The following is a 20,900-nucleotide window of genomic DNA, read 5'->3' on the forward strand; positions in this document are numbered from 1 at the left end:
ATGATACACTTGTTCTTTTATCAGATACAAGTTTATAAAAAGGAGTTTCTATGGATACAAAATTCTCAGTGGCTTTGCATATCTTGACAATGATTAGTGAGAGTAGGGAGACTTTGAGTTCGCAAAACTTAGCGACGAGTGTAGGAACTAATTCTAGCTATATCCGAAAAGTCATTACCTTGTTGAAAAATGCAGGTTTAATTATTTCTCATCAAGGTAAATCGGGCTACCAACTCGGCAAATCTCCTAAGAAGATGAGTTTACTTGAGATTTATTATGCGACACAAGAAGTTAAGCACATTAGTTTGTTTCAAATGCATCAGAACGCTAATCAAGAATGTCCTGTCGGACAAAATATTCAAGAAGCGGTCTCGCCAATTTTCGCTAGCACAGAAGCTCAGCTAGAAAAGGCACTAAGTCATCAAACATTAGATGATGTCATCAATAATTTATATAAAACAGCTAATCAAGTTCGAAACTGACTTGTAAAATCTTAGTTTTAAAAACAAAAATACAGTCTTGCACTTGATGCAAAGAAGATAAAGGATAGAAAAGAGATTATAATGAAAGCAGCACTACATACAAAATACGACAAAAAGAACATCAACCTTACGATAACAGAAATAGCAAAGCCTATCATTACAGATAATCAAGTTTTGGTTAAGGTCACTGCAGCGGGAGTCAATCCTTTGGACAATATGATTTCCCGAGGAGAAGTTAAGATGATCGTTCCTTACAAATTGCCGCAAACAGCTGGAAATGAAGTTGTTGGAGTTGTTGAAGAACTTGGAAGCCGTGTCAGCAACTTCAAGCTTGGCGACCGTGTTTTTACTCGCCTCCCACTTGATCATATCGGAGCTTTTGCAGAATATGTTGCCGTAGATAGTGAAGCCTTGGCAAAAGTCCCAGAATATTTGACAGACATAGAGGCGGCTGCGGTGCCTTTGACAGCTTTGACTATTATGCAAGCCCTTGAGCTTATGGGAGCTCAAGCTGGTAAAACAATCTTCATCTCTGGAGGTACAGGTGGTGTTGGTGGCATGGCGATTCCTATTGCTAAAGCAAAAGGCTTGAAGGTCATCACGAATGGTGCTGCTGCTAACGCTGAGCGTGTCTTGAACCTAGGGGCAGATCGCTTTATTGATTACAAGACGGAGGATTATACAAAAGCTGTCAGCGATGTGGACTATGTTTTGGATACACTTGGTGGTGCTGAAACAGAGAAGCAAATGTCTATCATGAAAAAAGGCGGACATTTGGTTTCTCTTCGAGCGATGCCAAATGGTGCTTTTGCTAAACGCATGAACTTGCCAAAATGGAAACAAATCTTGCTAGGACTTGCTGGTCGTAAGTTTGATAAGATGGCTGAGAAGTATGGTGTTCATTATCATTTTATCTTTGTTGAAAGTAATGGTGCCCAATTACAAGAAGTGGCAGATATTTTCAGTAATCTTGAAATCAAACCATCTATTGATACAGTTTACACGTTTGATGAGGTGAATGCTGCTCTCGATAAGGTTGCGAATGGACGTTCACGTGGGAAAACAGTTCTCAGCTTTGAATAATTAGAAAGAAGTTTATGTCTTACATTACAACAAAAAATCAATACATTACTGTTGCTGGCAATCAAATTGCCTATCGTGAACTTAGCAAGGGTAAGTCTGACTTTCCGCTTGTTATGTTAGTTCACTTGGCTGCGACCTTGGACAATTGGGATCCAAAACTTTTAGATTTGATTGCGAAAGAGCATCATGTCCTTGTCTTAGACCTACCAGGTGTTGGGGCAAGTCAGGGAAAAGTTGCAACGACTATCCCAGGCATGGCAGAGCAAACCATTGCCATTATAAGTGATTTAGGTTACAATCGTATCAACCTTTTAGGACTGTCTATGGGCGGTATGATTGCTCAAGAAATAGTTCGTATGGATTCTGATTTGGTTAATTCTCTTATTTTGGCAGGAACTGGTCCTCGAGGTGGATTTGAAATGGATAAGGTTACCGGAAAAACATTCAAATATATGTTTAAAGCTGCCCTTGAGCGTATTGACCCAAAACGCTATATTTTTTACAATCATGATGAGCAAGGTAAAGTAGAAGCTTTGAAAGTTTTAGATCGTATGGGCGCGCGGACTGAGCAATTTAAGGACAAAGACATGAAAATTTCTGGTTTCTTAACGCAGCTCAAGGCAATCAAGGCTTGGGGCCAAGCTCCACAAGACGATCTGAAATATATCAATCAACCAACCTTAATTGTGAATGGTGATAAGGATATGCAAGTCCCAACAGAAAATTCTTATGCTATGCATGAAAAGGTAGAAGGCAGCAAACTTCTTATCTATCCAAATGCTGGACATGGTTCTATTTTCCAATATGCGGATGAATTCTCAAAGGAATTATTGAGGTTTTTGGTAGCATAAAATAGTTAAAATGCTAGGGTTAAAAAAGGGACATAGCAACTTTAATACAATATGAAAGACTGGGCGACCGGTCTTTTTTAGTATGCAACTCTGACTTTTGATTTATGCTATAATAGAAAGGATGAGGTTTGAGGATGACCACTTTTGGTGAATGATTGATGAAAAAAAGTGGAATGACTCCGAGGACTATCAAAATAAATGGCTAGATGAATTAAAAACTGGTGGTAAGCAAATGAAACTCAATAAAAAATTTTTCATATTTCTTGGAGGACTTCTTCTGACTTTAGTAGTTCTTTTCGCTTTTTTAGTAAGTGGGAGAAAAAAAGATAATATAGGAGAACCTGATAGCGATTATATTATTGAAGATATAAAGGTCTTTGATGATAATAAGTTTGTATTCGCTTCTAACAAAAGAAATGTGGGATATGGAGAATCTTTTCGATACAGTCAAAATTATATAGTAGATTTTTCAAGCTATGATCTTTTTGTAGATAGCGATGCTACCTCACCTAAAGTTGGCAAAGAGGAGTATTTCAAGATAAAGATTTATGATTTACATAATCCGTCTAATTTAGCTAGTAAAGAAGTGAATCTTTATGATTTGATGGGGAAAGAAAATACTTATCGGGTAGCACAGTACTATGATCCATTCACAAGGAATGGAAAAGACTATTTGCCGATCTGGATGAGTTCATATGAAAAAGGCAAGGCGGAAAAAAATAAATACGTTATTTTTTCACTAGATACAGGTAAAATTGAAAAGGAGATGTCTGAAAAAGAAATCAGCCAGCTTTTGGAGCAAAAGGAAACTAAGGTTTATTCAAAAGAAACTTTATACGAATCTATGGATTGGGGTAGAGGTGGAATAGGAGAACAGATTGACAATGAATTATTAAAGTACGGTATAAAGGATGTTACAGGATACTTAGTGCAATCATTTGATAAAGATGATTCTGTAGATGTTTCAGGGACCAACTTCTCCAAGCTATATCCAGAAATTTCAAAAAACATGAAAGAAATGAATAAAATCTATTTCCGTCCAGAGCAATACAATGAGGAGGAATGGTTTAATGATTTAATTCATTGGTTTGCGCCCGAAGGTCAGGAAGTGATGGAACTTTATGCTACAGATGAAACAACTGGAGAGAAAACACAGATTCGATCTTTTAATGATTTCAAGCAGTGGGTTGAAGCCCATCCACAAAAAGAAAACTAGAGTCTACAGGGAAAACGATAAAACTACTGACAAATAACTTTTACGACAAGCGCGAATCCGTCAAACTCCGCGAGAAAAATCGAGATATGGCCAGACAATGGAAAGGATGAGGTTTTAGGATGAATTTATTTGTAAAAAGCAGATCTTTTAAGACAAACTATATACTGGATTAAGGAGCAGAAGATGAAAAAGACAAATAAAAAATGGTTGAACCGATTACTGTTGTTTGTATCTGTTCTCGGATTGATAGGGGGAAGTTTATTCCTCTATCAATGGTATCTGTCGGAGAAATATACAGGTTACCAGTATTACACTGGTAAAGCGAAAATTGACTCTTATCAAATTATTGCGGATGGCAAAGGAGCCATAGTACATTGGGATATAGACCAGTCAGAGGAAACAGAATTGCGCAAGTATAATAAGCAATTATTCACTGAATGGCGCAATCCCACATCTCAAAACTATATTCTCAGGGATAATATGAAATTACCAAAGCACCCTTCGGATATCCATGAATCGATTGGGAAGGATGCCTATTGGACTTTATCAATTTACAAGGTAGAAGGGAATAAACTAAAAGAAGAGCCTGAAATTGACTTACTGGCTACAGTGGACGAATATAAAAAAGGTTATATTTCGAATGATATTGGTCCGGTATACTCATACAAAGGAAAAGATTTGCTGGCGCTTTACATTAGACCCTTGGAAAACCATGAGAAAAAGAAAAAAGTATTTTTAAATCTCCAAACAAGAAAAATTGAAGAAGTGAAAGCTATTGAAAATATACAGTTTCCCTATTCTACTATAAAACTTAGTAATTTATCTGACTTTGGAATAAAAAGTGATGTATTTGGGTTCCATTTTACAATCAAACTAGAGGAAATGGTAGGTACACCTATTAGCAAAGATAAAAATGCTATGAACATATTAGAGAAAGAGAATTCTCAAGTTGTCATTTTGACAAATGAAAATAGTTTTGATAACGTTGATAGAATTGCATCAGTTTATTCAAAGTTTTTGCCAAACGATTATAATCTTTATAGAGACTCTAAGATACCCAAAGAATTGTCTACCGATGGTCAAGATCATGCGTTCAGTTCCAAAGAAGAGTTTGATAAATACTTTGATGTTGAAAAAGTTAAAAATCTTTATCATCTGAATGATTAGAATGTTGGTAGACGGTTTATTTTCTATCTTCGGCAGTATATTATCTGAAGGAGCATACTTTGATTTTGGTTACTGAGCGCGGACCGATAAGGGAAACAGTGATATATTTTTTCTTGATGTTCTCATATTTTTTGAATTGAACGATCAAAGATATGCTGTTGGTTGCAGTATTAGGCTTCTTTGGCTACAAGTAAGTTAAGAAGAAAAAAGAAGAATAGTAGACTTCCTATGTGAGAAAGAACTGACTGATTGACCAGTTCTTTCTTTTTGCAGGGAAGGCCGTTCAATTTAACACTTGTCAAGTTTGTGCTTTTCGAGTATGATAAAGACAGTTAGATTATTCGGAGCTTGGCTTTAAGAGAAAGGATTTTTTATGATAGAAGAATTGCTAGCCTATAAACGCATGCCGTTGTGGACGGCTGAGACCATGCCAGAAGCGGTAAAGAGAAAGCACAATACCAAAGAGGGAACTTGGGGCAAAATTACTGTTCTCAAGGGACGCCTTAAGTTTGTCGAGATGTCAGAGGAGGGTGAGGAGCTGGCTGAGCACATCTTTGAGGCTGGTCAGGACAATCCTTTTGCCCAACCCCAAGCTTGGCATCGGGTCGAAGCCTTGACGGATGACCTAGAGTGGTATTTGGAGTTTTACTGTCGGCCTGAGGATTATTTCCCAAAGAAATACGGCAGCAATCCAGTGCACTCAGAGGTTTTGGAAGCCATGCAGACAGTCCGACCAGGGCGGGCGCTTGATTTGGGCTGTGGTCAAGGTCGTAATGCTCTTTTTCTGGCCAAGCAAGGTTTTGAAGTGACGGCTGTAGATCAGAATGAGCTGGCACTGGAGATCTTACGGAGCATTGTGGAGCAGGAGGATTTAGATCTGCTAGTGGGTAGCTACGACATCAACTCAGCTAGTCTGACTCAGACTTATGATTTGATTGTTTCAACCGTTGTCCTGATGTTTCTGCAGGCGGAGCGGATTTCGGATATTATCCGTAATATGCAAGAGCATACAGCGCTTGGTGGCTACAATCTCATCGTCTGTGCTATGGATACAGAAGACTTCCCATGCTCTGTTCCCTTTCCTTTTACTTTTAAGGAAGGCGAGCTTGCCGAGTATTACAAGGACTGGGAGCTGGTTAAGTACAATGAAAATCCTGGTCACCTCCATCGCCGTGATGAAAACGGCAATCGAATTCAGCTGCGCTTTGCGACTATGCTGGCTAAAAAGGTTCAGTAGAAGACAGTAAAACAGAAGTTGATTTTTGAAAATTTAGCTTTACCAACTTATTTTGAGGTTCTGGTTTAAAAGGTCTGGGAGACAATTTAAATTGTCTCAGCCTCAATATTTTTTGAACAGAATAAAGCTAGACTGAGGCATTTTTGTCTCAGTCTTTTTTTATTTTAGTAAAAAACTTTAGAAATATTTTAGAATTTCTTTAGAAATATCTGAAGTTTGGAGGCTATACTAGAAAGTGCAAGGAGGAGAGAAAAGAGCTGGAAGCAACAGGACAGCTGATAGAAACTTTAGTTTTTCTTTAAGTGTGACTCTAGATCAGATCACTTTTAAAAGCAGACTGAAAGACCTTATTTTCTCCTCTTGCGGCAAATTTTTCCAGACCTTCAGTTTTCTGTTGACGAGGAAAAAAGAATATGTTAAAGTAAATGAGTAAAATAAAAAAGTCAATTATATTTTACTTAATATACAAGGAGGAACTCATGAAGAAAAGAACGAAAATCATTCTAACTTCTACGTTGACTGTGACCGGCCTAATCTTGGCTGCCGGTGGCTACTGGGCTTATAAGACCTTTGTCCCTCAGGAGACACCGATTGATAAGAATGCCACAGTGAGGACCAATTACTATCAAGCCATCAATAAAAAATGGCTGGAAAAGGCAGAGATCCCTAGCGACCAGCCGTCTAACGGTGTGTTTTATGAACTGAACGAGCAGGTCAAGGATAAGATGAAGGCGGATGTCAAAAATCTAGTCTCTGGTAAAGAAGAGTCAACGATTGAAGGCATGCCTGAGTTTATCAAATACTACCAGCAAGCTACGGACTTCAAGCAGCGGGAAAAGGATGGTCTAGCCCCTCTCAAGTCCTATCTCAAGGAAATTGAAGACTTGTCCGATCTAAAGGACCTAGCTAGCAAGGCTGTTGACTGGGAAAAACGCGGTTTGGCTCTGCCGTTTACCTTTGAAATCAGTTCTAACCTAGAAAATACTAATCAGAAACAAGTGAATCTGTCCAGTCCAAGTCTTATGCTGCCGGATAAGAGCTATTATGAAGATGAAGGTGCTAAGAAAAGGATGATGGATCCGCTGGAAAAAGCATTCAAAGAAGCCTTTCAAAAGCTAGGCTATAGTGAAAAAGAGAGCGAAAAGATTGTCAAAGAAGCTTTAGAATTTGATGGAGAACTGGCCAAGTATGCCCAAAGTAATGAAGAAACTTCGGAAATTAAAAATCTTCACCATCCTAAGACGGCAGAAGACATCAATGCCTACTCTGATACCTTTAAGTTTCACGATATTATCAATGACTATCTAGGCCAGGAATCTGGTGATGTCAATGTACCTAACCCTAAGTATTATGAAAATTTTGCCAAGGTAGTTAATGACAAGAACTTTGGCAAGCTCAAATCTTGGATGCTTGTGAAGCAGGCGGCATCAGCATCTAGTTTTCTAACCGATGACTATCGGCTGATTTTTGCAGAGTACCAAAAATCCTTGCAAGGTACTAAGGAAGCAACTTCAAAAGAAGATGCAGCATACGATCTGACAACAGGAACTTTTTCAGATGTCTTTAGTCTTTACTACGGTCGCAAATATTTCGGTGAGGAAGCCAAGCAAGAAGTGACCCAAATGGTCAAGGATATCAAGGAAGTTTATCGGGAACGCATGCTGAAAAACGAATGGCTGTCAGAAGAAACCAAGCAGAAGGCAGTCAAGAAGCTGGATACTATGAAACTCTATATCGGCTATCCTGAAAAAGTTCGCGAAGTGACTAAGGCTTTGAAAGTAGACGATAAGAAATCCTTCTTTGAGAATGCAATTGCTTTGAGTCAGGCAAAACATCAATATGATGTTGAACACTTCTCTGAGCCAGTAGACAAGGACGAGTGGCTGATGCCTTCCTACGATATCAACGCTTACTACTCACAGGAAAATAACAGTATCAACTTCCCAGCCGCAATCCTGCAGAATCCATTCTTTGATGTTAAGCAAGAGATGGAAAAGAACTACGGCGGTATCGGTATGGTTATCGGTCACGAGATTACTCACGCCTTCGACTCAAATGGTGCAAACTTTGATGAAGAGGGGAATTTGAATAATTGGTGGACAGAAGCAGATAAGAAAGCTTTTGACAAGAAAATTGAAGCAGTTACCAAGCAGTGGGATGGTATTGAAATCTACGGCGGCAAGGTCAACGGCAAGCTTACGGTAACAGAAAATGTAGCCGATGCGGGTGGACTTTCAGCTACTCTAGAAGTTGTTAAAAAGAAATATCCAGATGCAGACTTGAAGAATTACTTTGAAAACTATGCCAATATCTGGAGAAGCAAGGCCAGTCTGCAATTCAACCAACTTCTCCTGAAGGTAGATGTTCATGCTCCGTCCGAATTGCGGGTCAACCAGCAACTCAAAAATGTAGAGGCCTTCTATGAAACCTATCCAGAAATCAAAGAAGGTGATGCCATGTATCTGGCTCCAGATAAGCGGGTCAGCGTATGGTAAGATTGATTGTCTAGAGAAGACAGTAAAATAATCTAAGCTATGAAGCACAACCAGTTTGGTAATAGGAGAGAAGTTCGTTCTTTTTCTTCTATCCATTCTTTCCTGCGATACTTGCGCGGCTGCGGGTTGTGCCTCCGCAGCCACGTGTCTTTAAAGTCAGATATTATCTGGCTTTTTTCTATTTTAAAATAAATTATTTATCTAGTAAATCTTACACGTCAAAAAAATTGTAATCGCTTGCAAAACCTGGGGTAAAAGGCTATACTGAATATAGTATTTAATTTTGTAATTTTTTACAAAAAAACAAAGGAGATATTTTTATGAAAAAAATATTGTTTCGTTCCTTGTTAGCTCTTTCGACCATTTTCCTCTTTCCTTTCCAAGTGGTCGAAGCCTGCACAGGATTTATCGTCGGGAAAGACCTGACGGCAGACGGCACAACGCTTTACGGTCGTACAGAGGACTTGGAGCCAAATCACAATAAGGTCTTTCTGGTTCATCCGAGAAAGACCAATGCGAGTGGTGCCAAGCTGGTCGATGAAACCAACAACTTTGAATGGACCCTACCGGCAGAAAGCTACAAGTATACCTCGGTATCAGATGTGACCCCATCCCAAGGTATTTTTGACGAGGTAGGCTTCAATGAGTACGGTGTTTCTATTTCTGCGACTGTTTCTGCCAAGGCTAATGATGCCATCCAAAAAGTGGATCCTTATGTAGCAAATGGTTTGGCAGAGTCTATCCTGACAACTGTCGTTCTTCCCCACGTTCAGACTGCCCGTCAGGGTGTGGAGCTGATGGCGCAGATCGTCAGAGAGCAGGGAGCAGCAGAGGGGAATATTATCACTATTGCTGACAAGACTGGTGTCTGGTATATGGAAATCCTATCTGGCCACCAATATGTTGCTATTAAATTCCCAGATGACAAGTATGCAGTCTTTCCTAATACTTTCTTCTTGGGCAGTGTTGACTTTGACGATACAGAAAATGTCATTGCCTCAAAGGGTGTTCAGGATGTAGCCAAGCAAGCTAACTCTTATAAAGAAATTGACGGCAAATTCCACATTTCTCAGTCCTACAATCCACCGATGGCAGAGGCAGATCGTTCGCGCGCCTGGGCAGGTATCACCAGTCTAGATCCAAATGCGGCCGTTTCTTATAACGACTCTTACTTTGACCTCATGCACTCCACAGACAGAAAGATCAGTGTAGCAGATGTCATGGCTATGCAGCGCAATCGCTTTGAGGGTACTCAGTTCAAACCGCTGGACCAAATGGAGCTAGATGGTAAGGGGCTGCCACAACGCGGTACGACAGACCCTGTTTACAAATATCCGTTGGGCAACCCAAATGTCATGGAAGCTCATATTTTCCAGCTCAAAGACGGCGTTCCAGCCAATATGGGCGGAGGCACTATGTGGCTGGCGGTAGGCAGTCCGCGCTTCTCACCTTACCTGCCTTATAATGGGAATATCACGGATACTTACGATGCTTATAAGGTCAACACAACTAGCTACAGTCCAGACTCTTGGTACTGGGTAGCATCTCATATCTACGATATGGCGGCCAAGCATCAGGACCTCTTTGGAACTTCTGTCCAAGATAAGTGGAAGGCTTTGGAAACCCGATTTATTGAGGAGCAAAATGCTCTAGATGCAGCCAATGCAGCTCTTCCAGACTCTTCAGCCAAAGTCACAGAGGAAACACAGGCTCGAGCAGCGCAAGTCTTTAAGGAAATGAAAGAGCTAGAAGCTGAAATGGAAGCTAAAATCAAGGAAGCAACAAAAACAACTCCATCTAGCTCCAGCAAAGATTCTAGCAGCTCTTCATCAACTCAAAACTCGTCAAGTTCTTCCTCTTCAGCAACTTCTAGCAGTTCGGATACACGGACGGAAGTCAATGTAGAAGATGACAGCTTGGTAGATGTCACAACTGGCATTCGCTTGAAAAATGCTGACTTGGTCAAGGCTGGTCTTCAGCTGTCAGTGAAAAAACTGGAAAGCAAGATTCAGCCGACAGATACCTATGACATTAGCTTGACCGATCCGAATGGTCAGCCGGTGCATCAGGTCAGTCCAACACTTGTGACGATTCCAGTTCGCAAAGACTTGCCAGTAGATGCCGTCTATGCTCTGGATGAAAATGGCAAACAAGTTGAGAAATTTGATGTAACGGTTAATCAAAACCAGACTATCAGCTTCACGACCAATCATTTCTCTGTTTACCAAGTGCAGTATCGAAATGAGCAGTCCGTCAAGGCCAAGAAAAAAGACCTACCATCAACAGGTGAGCAAGTCACCATCATGGGCCTTGCAGGTTTAATTATCCTAGCAGGAGTCTTCTTCCTTTTGAAGAAAACAAAGAAAAACTAATCTAAAATAAAAAGAAGGCCGAGCAATATGTTCGGCCTTTCTTGGTGAAAAAAACGACTCTTGTCCAGGCTATCCTTCAAGCTAGAGCCTTTATCTTAAATAATCATAGTTATAAGTAGTCAAAATTATGTCAGTGAGTTCTTCAGGTTCTTCTTGAGCTCCGCCGGCTATCCAAAGAGAAATAATCCCCTCAACACTGGATAGGAAGATTTCCAAGGCGTATTTCTGAGGGATGTGAAAGTTTTCCTCTAAAAAACGCTGGGTAGCAGCCTTTTGCTTATCACTCAGAATGATACTGGTTATGTACTCCCGAATAGCCTCCCGAAAGTCAATATAATGGCTCTTGGTCAAGGCATTGATAAGACGTTCATTAGCGCGCAATATATGAAATTTTGCTATCATTAACTTTTTGGGATATTCATTCTCCGCTTCAAACATGCTATAACTAGAAAGTTGGGAAATAATGTCGTTTTTGAGACTATCAACCATCTGATATTTATCTTGGTAGTGGAGGTAGAAGGTGCCGCGGTTAATCCCAGCCCGCTTGCAGAGCTTGCTGATGGAAATATTATCAAACCTTTCCTCTGATAGTAGCTGAATCAAGGCTTCTTTGATGTCTTCCTTAGTGCTAGTTTTTCGTTTCTGGACCATTTTTCTTCCTTTTTGCTTAAATCAACACTTTGTTGATTTTTGGTTATTGATTTTTGTCTAAGCTCATTATATAATATCTGTGATTTAGAATCAACACCTTGTTGATTTAAGGAAACGAGTTTTGAAAAGGAGAGATGATGACATGGCTTATATTGAAATGAAACATAGTTTTAAACGTTATCAGGTAGGTGACACGGAGATTGTCGCCAATCATGATATTTCTTTTGAGATTGAAAAGGGGGAACTGGTCATTATCCTGGGTGCTTCTGGTGCTGGTAAGTCTACGGTGCTCAATATCCTCGGAGGTATGGATACCAATGATGAGGGAGATATCCTGATAGACGGCCAGAATATTGCTGACTACAATTCCCACCAGCTGACAGACTATCGGCGCAATGATGTGGGCTTCGTCTTTCAGTTTTACAATTTGGTGCCCAATCTGACGGCCAAGGAAAATGTCGAATTGGCTTCTGAAATCGTCAAGGATGCTCAAGACCCAGTAGCGGCTTTGACCGCAGTGGGACTGGAAAAACGCCTCAATAATTTTCCAGCCCAGCTATCAGGAGGGGAGCAGCAGCGGGTGTCTATCGCTCGGGCTGTGGCTAAGAATCCCAAGATTTTGCTCTGCGATGAGCCGACAGGAGCTTTGGACTACAATACTGGAAAGCAAGTGCTGCAAATCTTACAGGACATGTCCCGCAATCAAGGGGCGACGGTGATTATCGTGACCCACAATGCTGCCTTGGCTCCCATTGCTGACAGGGTTATCCGCATGCACGATGCGAGAGTCAAGAGTGTTACAGTCAATGAACAACCACAGGATATAAGTACATTGGAGTATTGATATGAAGAGAAAGATTTATTGGAAAGATATTCTGCGCTCCTTCACTAGCTCTAAAGGACGTTTCCTATCTATTTTAATCCTCATGATGCTGGGCTCTTTAGCTCTCGTGGGGCTTAAGGTCGCTCCACCCAATATGCGCAGAACAGCAACAGATTATTTGAAAGAGCAACGAACCATGGACTTGGCTGTTATGGCGGACTATGGTTTGGATGCGGAAGATCAGAAAGAGCTGGAAGCTATTAAGGGAGCTGATGTCGAGTTTGGCTATCTGACAGATGTCACCGTAGACGAGGAGGCCCTACGAGTATTCTCGGATACTACGGATATTTCAAACTTTCAAGTGACCTCCGGTCGTCTTCCCAAGAATGCGCAAGAAATTGCCCTGGCTAGCTTTTGGTCTAGAAAATATAAACTTGGTCAGGTGATTGATCTGACCGAGAAAGCAGGCAGTCGGTCAGTTCTGAAAAATAAGACTTATAAGATTGTGGGTTTTGTCAACTCAGCAGAGCTCTGGTCTGATAGAAATCTGGGTAATGCGACTAGTGGCAGCGGGGCTTTATCAGCCTATGCTGTAGTCAGCCCCAAGGCCTTTGATACAGATGTTTACAGTATTGCCCGCCTGCGCTATCATGATTTAGAAAAGCTGGCTCCCTTCTCTGAAAGCTATCAGGAGCATTTGGAGCAGCACCAGACTGCTTTGGACAAGAGCCTTGAAGATAACGGAGCGACCCGGTTTAAGCGATTAGAGACGGATGCCAAAAGCACCATTCAGAAGGGCCAAGATAAGATTACTCAGGCTGAGAGTGAGCTGACCCAAGGTAAAAAACAGTTAGAGCAAGCTCAGAGTCAGCTAGACCAGCAAAAAAGCCAGCTAGCGGCAGCTCAATCCGCCTCTATCCTAGCTCCCGATCAGCTCAGCCAAAGCCAGCAGCAAATTCAGAAAGCTGAGTCCCAGCTCAATCAGAAAAAAGCAGAGCTAGCTCAGGCAGAGAAAGACTTATCAGCTAGCAAGGACAAGCTAGCTGACGCTAAGGCAGACCTGAGTCGTTTGAAAGAGCCGGCCTATCATAGCTATGACCGCAAGTCTCTGCCAGGTGGTAATGGCTATTATATGTATAAAAACTCCATGAATAGTATTGCGTCGATTGGTAATATCTTCCCGGTGGTGCTCTATCTGGTGGCAGCTATGGTGACCTTTACCACCATGACGCGCTTTGTCGACGAGGAGCGAACAAATGCAGGTGTCTTTAAGGCTCTAGGCTATCATAGCCGAGATATCATTCGCAAGTTTGCTCTTTACGGTTTTGTGGCGGGGAGTCTAGGTACCCTCATAGGAATTCTGTTGGGACATTATTTCTTGTCAGGTGTGATTTCTTCTATTATTACCAGAGGGATGGTGCTTTCTGCCCCTCATGCTTATTTTTATATTTCCTATAGTTTACTGGCCCTGGGGCTTTCCCTTTTATCCAGTGTTCTCCCTGCCTATTTGGTGGCAAGACGGGAGTTGACAGAAGAAGCAGCTCACTTGCTTTTGCCCAAGCCACCGGTCAAAGGCTCCAAGATCTTTTTGGAAAGACTGTCCTTTATCTGGCGACGCCTTAGCTTTACTCAGAAGGTCACAGCTCGCAATATCTTTCGCTATAAGCAGCGGATGTTTATGACCATCTTTGGTGTGGCGGGTTCTGTTGCCCTGCTCTTTGCCGGTCTAGGACTCCAATCTTCCATTGGTGGTATTCCAAAACGTCAGTTTGAGGAGATTCTGCGATACGACTTGATTGTCGCTGTCAATCCTGGGGAGAATCAAGCTGAGCAAGACAAGCTGAAAAAGATGTTGGCTGATGGCTCGATTGCTGATTATCAGGAGATCTATAGTGAAACCTTGACAGAGAAATACAAAGGGAAAAAAGAGACAGAATCAGTCACTTTAATGGTTACGGACAAGGAAAATTTTGAACCGTTCATCTCGTTAGAAAGTCCCGACAAGCAGCAAAAGCTGACTCTCAAGGACGGTGCAGTGGTTTCGGATAAATTGGCCCGCATAGCTGGAGTTAGCCCCGGTGGCAGTATAGAGCTGGATGGCAAGTCTGTCAAGCTCGCAGCAGTCAATGAGAATCATTTTGGCCATTTTGCCTTTATGAAGGCAACTGACTACCAGAAGATTTATGGGAAAAAGCCCGAGAAAAATGCTTATCTAGTGCGGCTCAAGGACTCTTCTAGTAAAAATATTGTCGACAAGGCCAATGAATTTATGAGCCTCAAGTCTGTCAAGAGTGTTTCTCAAAATGCTAGCATGGTGAAGCAGTTCAACGTTCTAGCTGATTCTCTTAATAATACAATGCTGGTTTTGGTGCTGATTTCCATTCTTTTATCAGTAGTCATTCTCTACAATCTGACTAATATCAATGTCGCTGAGCGGATTCGCGAGTTGTCCACCATCAAGGTTCTGGGCTTCCATAATAAGGAAGTGACCCTCTATATCTATCGAGAGACCATTATTCTGTCAGTAATTGGGATGGCAGTTGGGCTTCTAGGCGGTTTCTTCCTGCATCGTTTTTTGATTGAGAAGGTTGCGCCTAGCATTATCAGCTTAAACCCTCAAGTAAGCCCCTCAGTCTATCTGTTTCCTCTAACTGCAGTGACTCTTATTCTGACCTTGCTTGGCTTCTTTGTTAACTACCGTCTCAGACGGGTGGATATGCTGGAAGCACTTAAGTCTGTTGATTGATAAAAAAACACTTCAAAACTTTCACTCACTTGATGGGTGGAAGTTTTTTTTGAACTTTGATATAATATTCTTTGTAAAGAAAGAGAAAGACACACGATGACACGAAAAATTGCCTTATTATCCGATGTGCATGGGAATAGCACAGCCTTGGAAGCAGTACTGGCGGATGCGGAAAGCCAGCAGGTGACAGACTATTGGTTTTTGGGGGACTTGCTCCTGCCAGGAACCGGCCGCAAGAATATCCTAGACAGGATGGAGCAGCTGTCTATTAGCCTCCAGGTCAGAGGGAATTGGGAAGACAGCCTCTGGCATGCTCTGCATCAAGAGTTAGACTTGACACGTCCCAGCCATCTCTACCTGACCCGGCTCTGCCATTTTGTCCTAGAGGAAATCAGTCCTGAAGAGATTGACCGTATGCAGGAACTTCCTCTGCAGATCTTGACAGAAGTAGAGAGATTAAAGATTGCGGTTAGCCACCATCTGCCTGATAAGAACTGGGGGCGGGAGTTGATTCATATTGGCGAGCAGAGCGATTTCGACCGCCTTTTTGAAGGAAATGACTGCGCTGTTGCTGTTTATGGTCATATTCACCAGCAGTTTCTCCGTTATGGGACTCAGGGGCAGCTGATTATCAATCCCGGTTCTATTGGTCAGCCATTCTTTCTTGATTCAGCTTTGCGTCAGGACTTGCGAGCCCAGTATGCCATTTTAGAGATAGATGAGACGGGTCTGGCTGATGTCGACCTTCGGCGCGTGGCTTATGATGTGGAGCAGGAGCTGAGATTGGCTCGGGAGCTCCACTTGCCTTACTATGAGATTTATCGGGAGAGTTTGGTCAATGGTATCCACCATACCCACAATCACGACCTGCTGAGAGAAATCAGTGAGCGGGAAGGTTATGCAGATGAGATTGCAGCTTTCTTAAAGTCCAGTCGTAACTCTTGAAGTTACACCATTTTTGGGATATAATAGTGAGAGAAAATGATGAGGGAGGAGAGAAAATGCAGATTTCCAGCCGTTTTACCATTGCCACTCATATGCTGATTGTACTAGCTTTGGAGGGAAAAAAACAAAAACTGACAAGTGATATCCTTGCTGGCAGTGTCGGAGTCAACCCGGTCATTATCCGCAAGACCTTGTCCCAGCTCAAGAATGCCGGGATGATTACCGTTGCTCGTGGGACTGGAGGAGCAGAGATTGCCAAAGATTTGAAAGATATTAGTCTGTTGGACGTCTATAGTGCGGTTGAATGTCTAGGCAAGAGTGGCCAGCTCTTTAGTTTTCATGACAAGCCCAATCCAGACTGTCCTATCGGCAAGAACATTCACAATGTCTTAGATGACCGCTTGGCAGCTATTCAGGCAGCTATGGAAGCTGAATTGGCTCAGACCAGCCTTGACGAAGTTGTCGCAGCGACCGAAAAAGAAATTAAAGAACAATCTGTTTCCCAGTGAGCAGATTGTTTTTTGTTAAGAATTTTGCAAGATGTAATTGTTGACATTACATTAAAACCTGCTATACTAATAGATGTAACAAAAACAATTACAATTTTAATAGATTTTCGGAGCAAATGGAGATGTGGAAAACCATATCAAGGAACGTATTTCTACTTTGAGAAAATAAAAAAAGATTGAGTAGGAAAACTGCTAACATTTAAAATTAAAGAGAGGAGAAAGAACATGACTTTTGAATATGAAAGCAAGATTTATCTAGGAGAGGTGGCACTTTATGTAGCCGACCTAGCAAGACAAAAGGACTTTTATCAGCGTGTTTTAGGGCTGGAGCTTTTGGAAGAGCAGGACGGACAGGTGGCTTTGGGCAGGGACGGACAAGCACTGGTGAGACTCTTAGCGACCAGTGACCGGCAGTCAGTTAAGTCGGTTTACGGTCTTTATCATCTGGCACTCTTGCTTCCAAGTCGTCAAGCTTTGGCGGATATCCTTAAGCATTTATCAGAAAATAAAGTTCCTATGGTTGGAGGGGCGGACCACGGTTATAGTGAAGCCATTTATCTGGAGGATCCAGAAGGCAACGGCATTGAGCTTTATCGGGACAAGCCTCAGGCTGATTGGGATATTCGAGAAGATGGCCGCATTATCGGAGTGACGGAAGCGCTCGCGGCTCAAGAAATCTATGAACTCGGTCAGGAAATCCAGCCGTTTAGTATTGCCGAAGGAACTCGTATGGGCCATGTCCACCTGTCTGTGAAAAATAGCAGAGCTGCCAGTCATTTTTACCAAAAACTTCTAGGTTTGGAGGACAAATTTTCTGTACCTTCTGCAAGCTGGCTGGCATCAGGAAACTACCACCATCATTTAGCAGTCAATGAATGGGGAGGTTCTCACTTGAATCATCGCCAACCGAAGCAACTGGGACTAGCCTATTTTGAAGCGCAAGTAGAAGGGAAAGAAGAACTAGTAGCTATTTATGAAAATGCTCAGGTCTTACAAGCGCCAGTCCGATGGATTAGCTCCCAAGAGCTAGAAGTCACAGACCCAGATGGGATTGTGGCAAAAATTAAGACAAGAGTGGTATAATAAGGCATATCAAGAAGATCGAAGAAAGAAAAAATATGTACAAGACTTATTATACATCGCCGATTGGCCGGATTCTCATCTTGACGGACTCAAATGCCTTGTTGGGACTTTGGCTTGAGGGACAGAAATATTTTGGGGCAGGCTATGATTTGGAGCAAGCAGAGGAGGAAGAGACAGAAGTCAGCCGACGCGTCTTTGCTTGGTTGGACGCTTATTTTAAGGGAGAAAATCCCGCAATAAATGAAATTCCATTGGCACCTCAAGTAACTGAGTTCAGAAGCAAGGTTCTGACAGTGCTGCAGAAGATTCCTTATGGACAAACGTCTACCTATTCAGACATTCTACGAGAATTACAAGCTGAGTACGGTAAGATTGGCTCGGCTAGAGCAGTCGGTGGTGCCATCGGCCATAATCCTATTTCACTACTGATTCCCTGTCACCGGATTGTCGGAAGCGACGGCAAGCTGACCGGCTATGCCGGCGGTCTTGATAAAAAAGCCTTTTTGTTGAAACTAGAGGCGGGGGAGAAAACGAGAGGCTGACTGTTTTAAACTATTGATAAGCTAAAAAAGCATCGTTCGGTGCTTTTTAACTTACTTTAAATATGGTAAAATGGATGTGATTAAAATAGGAAAAGAGTATAAAATGGCGAAAAAATCAAACGCAAATATTGGATTTGAAAAGGAACTATGGGATGCTGCAGATTCACTTCGGGGGCACATTTCAGCGTCAGAGTACAGAAAAGTTATTGTTGGTCTAATCTTTTTAAAATATGTATCAGATGCTTTTGAAGAAAAATACCAACAATTACTTGCAGAGGGTGACGGATTTGAGAATGATCCTGATGCATATTCAGAGGAGAATATTTTCTTTGTCCCTGAAATAGCTAGATGGCAATTTATTGCGAGTCATGCCCATTCTTCGGAAATTGGCACAGTCTTGGATGAAGCCATGCGTGAAATTGAAGAGGATAATCCTAGTCTAGAGAATGTCCTTCCTCAAATCTATGCCAGTCCAGACTTAGATAAGCGAGTTTTAGGGGAAGTTGTAGATATTTTTACTAATATTCAAATGTATGAAGGTGAGAATGAAAAAGATTTACTTGGGCGTGCTTATGAATATTGTATTGAACAGTTTGCGGCATATGAAGGAAAACGAGGCGGTGAATTTTATACTCCGACCAGCATCGTAAAAACGATTGTAGAAATATTAAAGCCTTATAGAGGCCGTGTTTATGACCCTGCTTGTGGGTCAGGCGGTATGTTTGTTCAGTCAGCTAAGTTTATAAAGAATCATAGTGGGAATATTAATAATTTATCTGTTTTTGGTCAAGAATCTAATGCAGATACTTGGAAGATGGCCAAGATGAACATGGTTATCCGAGGTATTGATGCGGATTTTGGTGAGCACCAAGCGAACAGCTTTTTCAATGATTTACATCCGACACTAAAAGCTAACTATATCATGGCCAATCCACCCTTTAATATTTCCAACTGGGGAGCAGATAAACTGCAAGATGATATTCGCTGGAAATACGGAACGCCACCTAATAGCAATGCAAACTATGCTTGGATTCAGCACATGATTCATCATATGGATCCTAGTAATGGCAAGGTTGGTTTGGTTCTGGCAAATGGCTCACTCTCATCGACTCAGAGCGGTGAAGGAGACATTCGTAAAAAAATTATCGAAGATGACTTAATTGAGGGAATTATAGCTCTTCCAGCTAATCTCTTTTACAGTGTAACTATTCCAGCCTGTCTCTGGTTTATCAGTAAAAATAAAAAACAAAAAGGAAAGACGCTGTTTATCGATGCTCGAAATATGGGAGAAATGATTGACCGTAAGCATCGCGACTTTAGCGACGAAGACATTAAGAAGTTAGCAGATACCTTTGAAGCCTTTCAAAATGGAAACCTTGAAGATGTTAAAGGTTTTTGTGCGTCTGTTGAAACAGCAGAAATTGCAAATCAAGATTTCATTCTTACACCAGGGCGTTATGTTGGTATTGAGGAAAAAGAAGATGACGGAGAACCATTTGAAGAGAAGATGGATCGCCTGACGACAGAACTATCAGAACTTTTTACTAAATCCCATAAATTAGAAGATGAGATTCGAGAAAGATTGGGGGAGATTGGGTTTGAAATTTGAGGAATTGTCTCAAGTAAGTAGTTATGTTTCTGAACGGATAAGAATAGATGAAGTCAATTTAGATAATTACGTTTCGACAGAAAATATGATTTCTGAAAGAGGAGGAGTAACAAAAGCTACCAAATTGCCAAGTGGAAAAACAATTTCTGTCTTTCAAAAAGGCGATATATTAATTTCAAATATTCGTCCTTATTTTAAAAAGATTTGGTTAGCTGATAAATCAGGAGGTTGTTCGAATGATGTTTTAGTTGTTCGAGCAAATGAAAAAATTTCAAATAGATTTCTTTACTATGTCCTATCAAGTGATAACTTTTTTGACTATGCAGTAGGAACTTCAAAAGGAACTAAAATGCCTAGGGGTGATAAAAAGGCAATTATGAAATATAAAGTCCCTATTTATTCTTTGGTAGAACAAGAGAAGATTGCAGAGGTATTAAGAGCTTTTGATAAGAAAATTATTCTTAATAAACAGATAAATCATCATTTACTGGCTTGATCAATAGAAATTTCGCCAGACAGAAGTTTTGGGAGGAGAGTGTCCCTAATATTAGTTAGTTTATCAATTTCTTTATTGTTGTTGGCTATATTCTCAACAAAGGAGTTGAATAAAAATAATTTTTCTTTATTACTTGTCATAAAAATATCAAAATGTTCTATCTGACCTTTTGTTATAAATTTTATGACAGAACCTCTATGTCCAGAAGTAATATCGTTTAAAAAATATTTAATTGCATAATACAGATAGCCAAAGTGTTCATCATTATTAGGGATTAGAACATAAGTTCTTTGGTAAGCTTCAAATTTTCCATTAAATATTTTAACATTAAAGTCTCCATTACCTGCCAATAAAATTGCTCTAGCATCAAATGAATAATTGTCCGTATAAGAAATGTTTTGAGAACAACTAAAAAACGGATATTCTCCTCCTTTTGCAATATTTGCATCTTTTTTGCCGGTAATAACAGGGAAGAAATCTCCTAATTTGTTGGTGACTTCTTTTTTACTAAACTCTTCTTTAAAAATAGATAAGGCCATCTGCTCTAAATGATGATTTATCTTTTTAAGCTACCCATGGAGTATAATAAAAAC

18 protein-coding genes are annotated in these 20,900 nt (G+C 41.0%); 16 read left to right on the forward strand and 2 right to left on the reverse strand.

What is annotated here, in order from left to right:
* Window positions 1-50: 50 nt before the first annotated feature.
* From O3620_RS05595 to O3620_RS05630, 8 genes are all read left to right on the forward strand, one after another.
* Window positions 51-482 (forward strand): Rrf2 family transcriptional regulator, encoded by a 432-nt coding sequence (locus O3620_RS05595; protein WP_009659354.1) that lies wholly within the window; start codon window positions 51-53, stop codon window positions 480-482.
* An 81-nt stretch (window positions 483-563) separates the two neighbouring features.
* The gene (locus O3620_RS05600) at window positions 564-1,565 is read left to right on the forward strand and encodes an NADP-dependent oxidoreductase (protein ID WP_125347015.1); all 1,002 of its coding nucleotides are present in this window, start codon (window positions 564-566) and stop codon (window positions 1,563-1,565) included.
* A 14-nt stretch (window positions 1,566-1,579) separates the two neighbouring features.
* Window positions 1,580-2,416 carry an alpha/beta fold hydrolase gene (locus tag O3620_RS05605; RefSeq protein WP_125347014.1) on the forward strand — a complete coding sequence of 279 codons (837 nt, stop codon included), beginning with the start codon at window positions 1,580-1,582 and terminating at the stop codon, window positions 2,414-2,416.
* A 232-nt stretch (window positions 2,417-2,648) separates the two neighbouring features.
* Complete coding sequence (locus O3620_RS05610; RefSeq protein WP_371601591.1) at window positions 2,649-3,632, forward strand: hypothetical protein; 984 nt, start codon at window positions 2,649-2,651, stop codon at window positions 3,630-3,632.
* Between the two features lie 183 nt (window positions 3,633-3,815).
* The gene (locus tag O3620_RS05615) at window positions 3,816-4,799 is read left to right on the forward strand and encodes a hypothetical protein (protein WP_002918656.1); all 984 of its coding nucleotides are present in this window, start codon (window positions 3,816-3,818) and stop codon (window positions 4,797-4,799) included.
* Window positions 4,800-5,175: 376 nt separating this feature from the next.
* Complete coding sequence (gene tehB / locus O3620_RS05620) at window positions 5,176-6,036, forward strand: SAM-dependent methyltransferase TehB (protein ID WP_216725480.1); 861 nt, start codon at window positions 5,176-5,178, stop codon at window positions 6,034-6,036.
* Window positions 6,037-6,461: 425 nt separating this feature from the next.
* Window positions 6,462-8,531: a M13-type metalloendopeptidase gene (locus O3620_RS05625; RefSeq protein ID WP_002918659.1), complete on the forward strand. Its 2,070-nt coding sequence runs from the start codon at window positions 6,462-6,464 to the stop codon at window positions 8,529-8,531.
* A 320-nt stretch (window positions 8,532-8,851) separates the two neighbouring features.
* Window positions 8,852-10,903, forward strand: a complete 2,052-nt coding sequence (locus O3620_RS05630; RefSeq protein ID WP_371601514.1) for a C69 family dipeptidase — start codon at window positions 8,852-8,854, stop codon at window positions 10,901-10,903.
* Window positions 10,904-10,993: 90 nt separating this feature from the next.
* On the opposite strand, the gene O3620_RS05635 is transcribed toward O3620_RS05630, so the two are convergent.
* Complete coding sequence (locus O3620_RS05635; RefSeq protein ID WP_004186046.1) at window positions 10,994-11,554, reverse strand: TetR/AcrR family transcriptional regulator; 561 nt, start codon at window positions 11,552-11,554, stop codon at window positions 10,994-10,996.
* Between the two features lie 142 nt (window positions 11,555-11,696).
* Between O3620_RS05635 and O3620_RS05640 the strand changes: the two genes are divergently transcribed.
* From O3620_RS05640 to O3620_RS05675, 8 genes are all read left to right on the forward strand, one after another.
* Window positions 11,697-12,398: an ABC transporter ATP-binding protein gene (locus O3620_RS05640; protein WP_101771607.1), complete on the forward strand. Its 702-nt coding sequence runs from the start codon at window positions 11,697-11,699 to the stop codon at window positions 12,396-12,398.
* 1 nt (window position 12,399) lies between these two features.
* Window positions 12,400-15,123 (forward strand): FtsX-like permease family protein, encoded by a 2,724-nt coding sequence (locus tag O3620_RS05645; protein WP_371601515.1) that lies wholly within the window; start codon window positions 12,400-12,402, stop codon window positions 15,121-15,123.
* A 96-nt stretch (window positions 15,124-15,219) separates the two neighbouring features.
* Window positions 15,220-16,068, forward strand: a complete 849-nt coding sequence (locus O3620_RS05650) for a metallophosphoesterase (RefSeq protein ID WP_004186054.1) — start codon at window positions 15,220-15,222, stop codon at window positions 16,066-16,068.
* Between the two features lie 56 nt (window positions 16,069-16,124).
* Entirely contained in the window at window positions 16,125-16,577 is a 453-nt protein-coding gene (locus O3620_RS05655; RefSeq protein WP_002931101.1) for an Rrf2 family transcriptional regulator, read from the forward strand.
* 225 nt (window positions 16,578-16,802) lie between these two features.
* Entirely contained in the window at window positions 16,803-17,660 is an 858-nt protein-coding gene (locus tag O3620_RS05660; protein WP_371601516.1) for a VOC family protein, read from the forward strand.
* Window positions 17,661-17,695: 35 nt separating this feature from the next.
* Window positions 17,696-18,202, forward strand: coding sequence for a methylated-DNA--[protein]-cysteine S-methyltransferase (locus O3620_RS05665; RefSeq protein ID WP_371601517.1), 507 nt, complete (start codon window positions 17,696-17,698; stop codon window positions 18,200-18,202).
* Window positions 18,203-18,305: 103 nt separating this feature from the next.
* Window positions 18,306-19,811: an N-6 DNA methylase gene (locus tag O3620_RS05670; protein ID WP_371601518.1), complete on the forward strand. Its 1,506-nt coding sequence runs from the start codon at window positions 18,306-18,308 to the stop codon at window positions 19,809-19,811.
* On the forward strand, window positions 19,801-20,307 hold the full coding sequence (locus O3620_RS05675; protein ID WP_371601519.1) for a restriction endonuclease subunit S: 507 nt from the start codon (window positions 19,801-19,803) through the stop codon (window positions 20,305-20,307). Before O3620_RS05670 ends, O3620_RS05675 begins: the two co-directional genes overlap by 11 nt.
* Here the strand turns inward: O3620_RS05675 and O3620_RS05680 are convergent.
* Window positions 20,292-20,846: a restriction endonuclease subunit S gene (locus O3620_RS05680; RefSeq protein WP_371601520.1), complete on the reverse strand. Its 555-nt coding sequence runs from the start codon at window positions 20,844-20,846 to the stop codon at window positions 20,292-20,294. The genes O3620_RS05675 and O3620_RS05680 overlap by 16 nt on opposite strands.
* Between the last annotated feature and the right edge of the window lie 54 nt (window positions 20,847-20,900).

Source organism: Streptococcus sp. 27098_8_134 (assembly GCF_041431675.1).
In the GTDB taxonomy this organism is placed as follows: Bacteria; Bacillota; Bacilli; order Lactobacillales; family Streptococcaceae; genus Streptococcus; species Streptococcus sanguinis_R.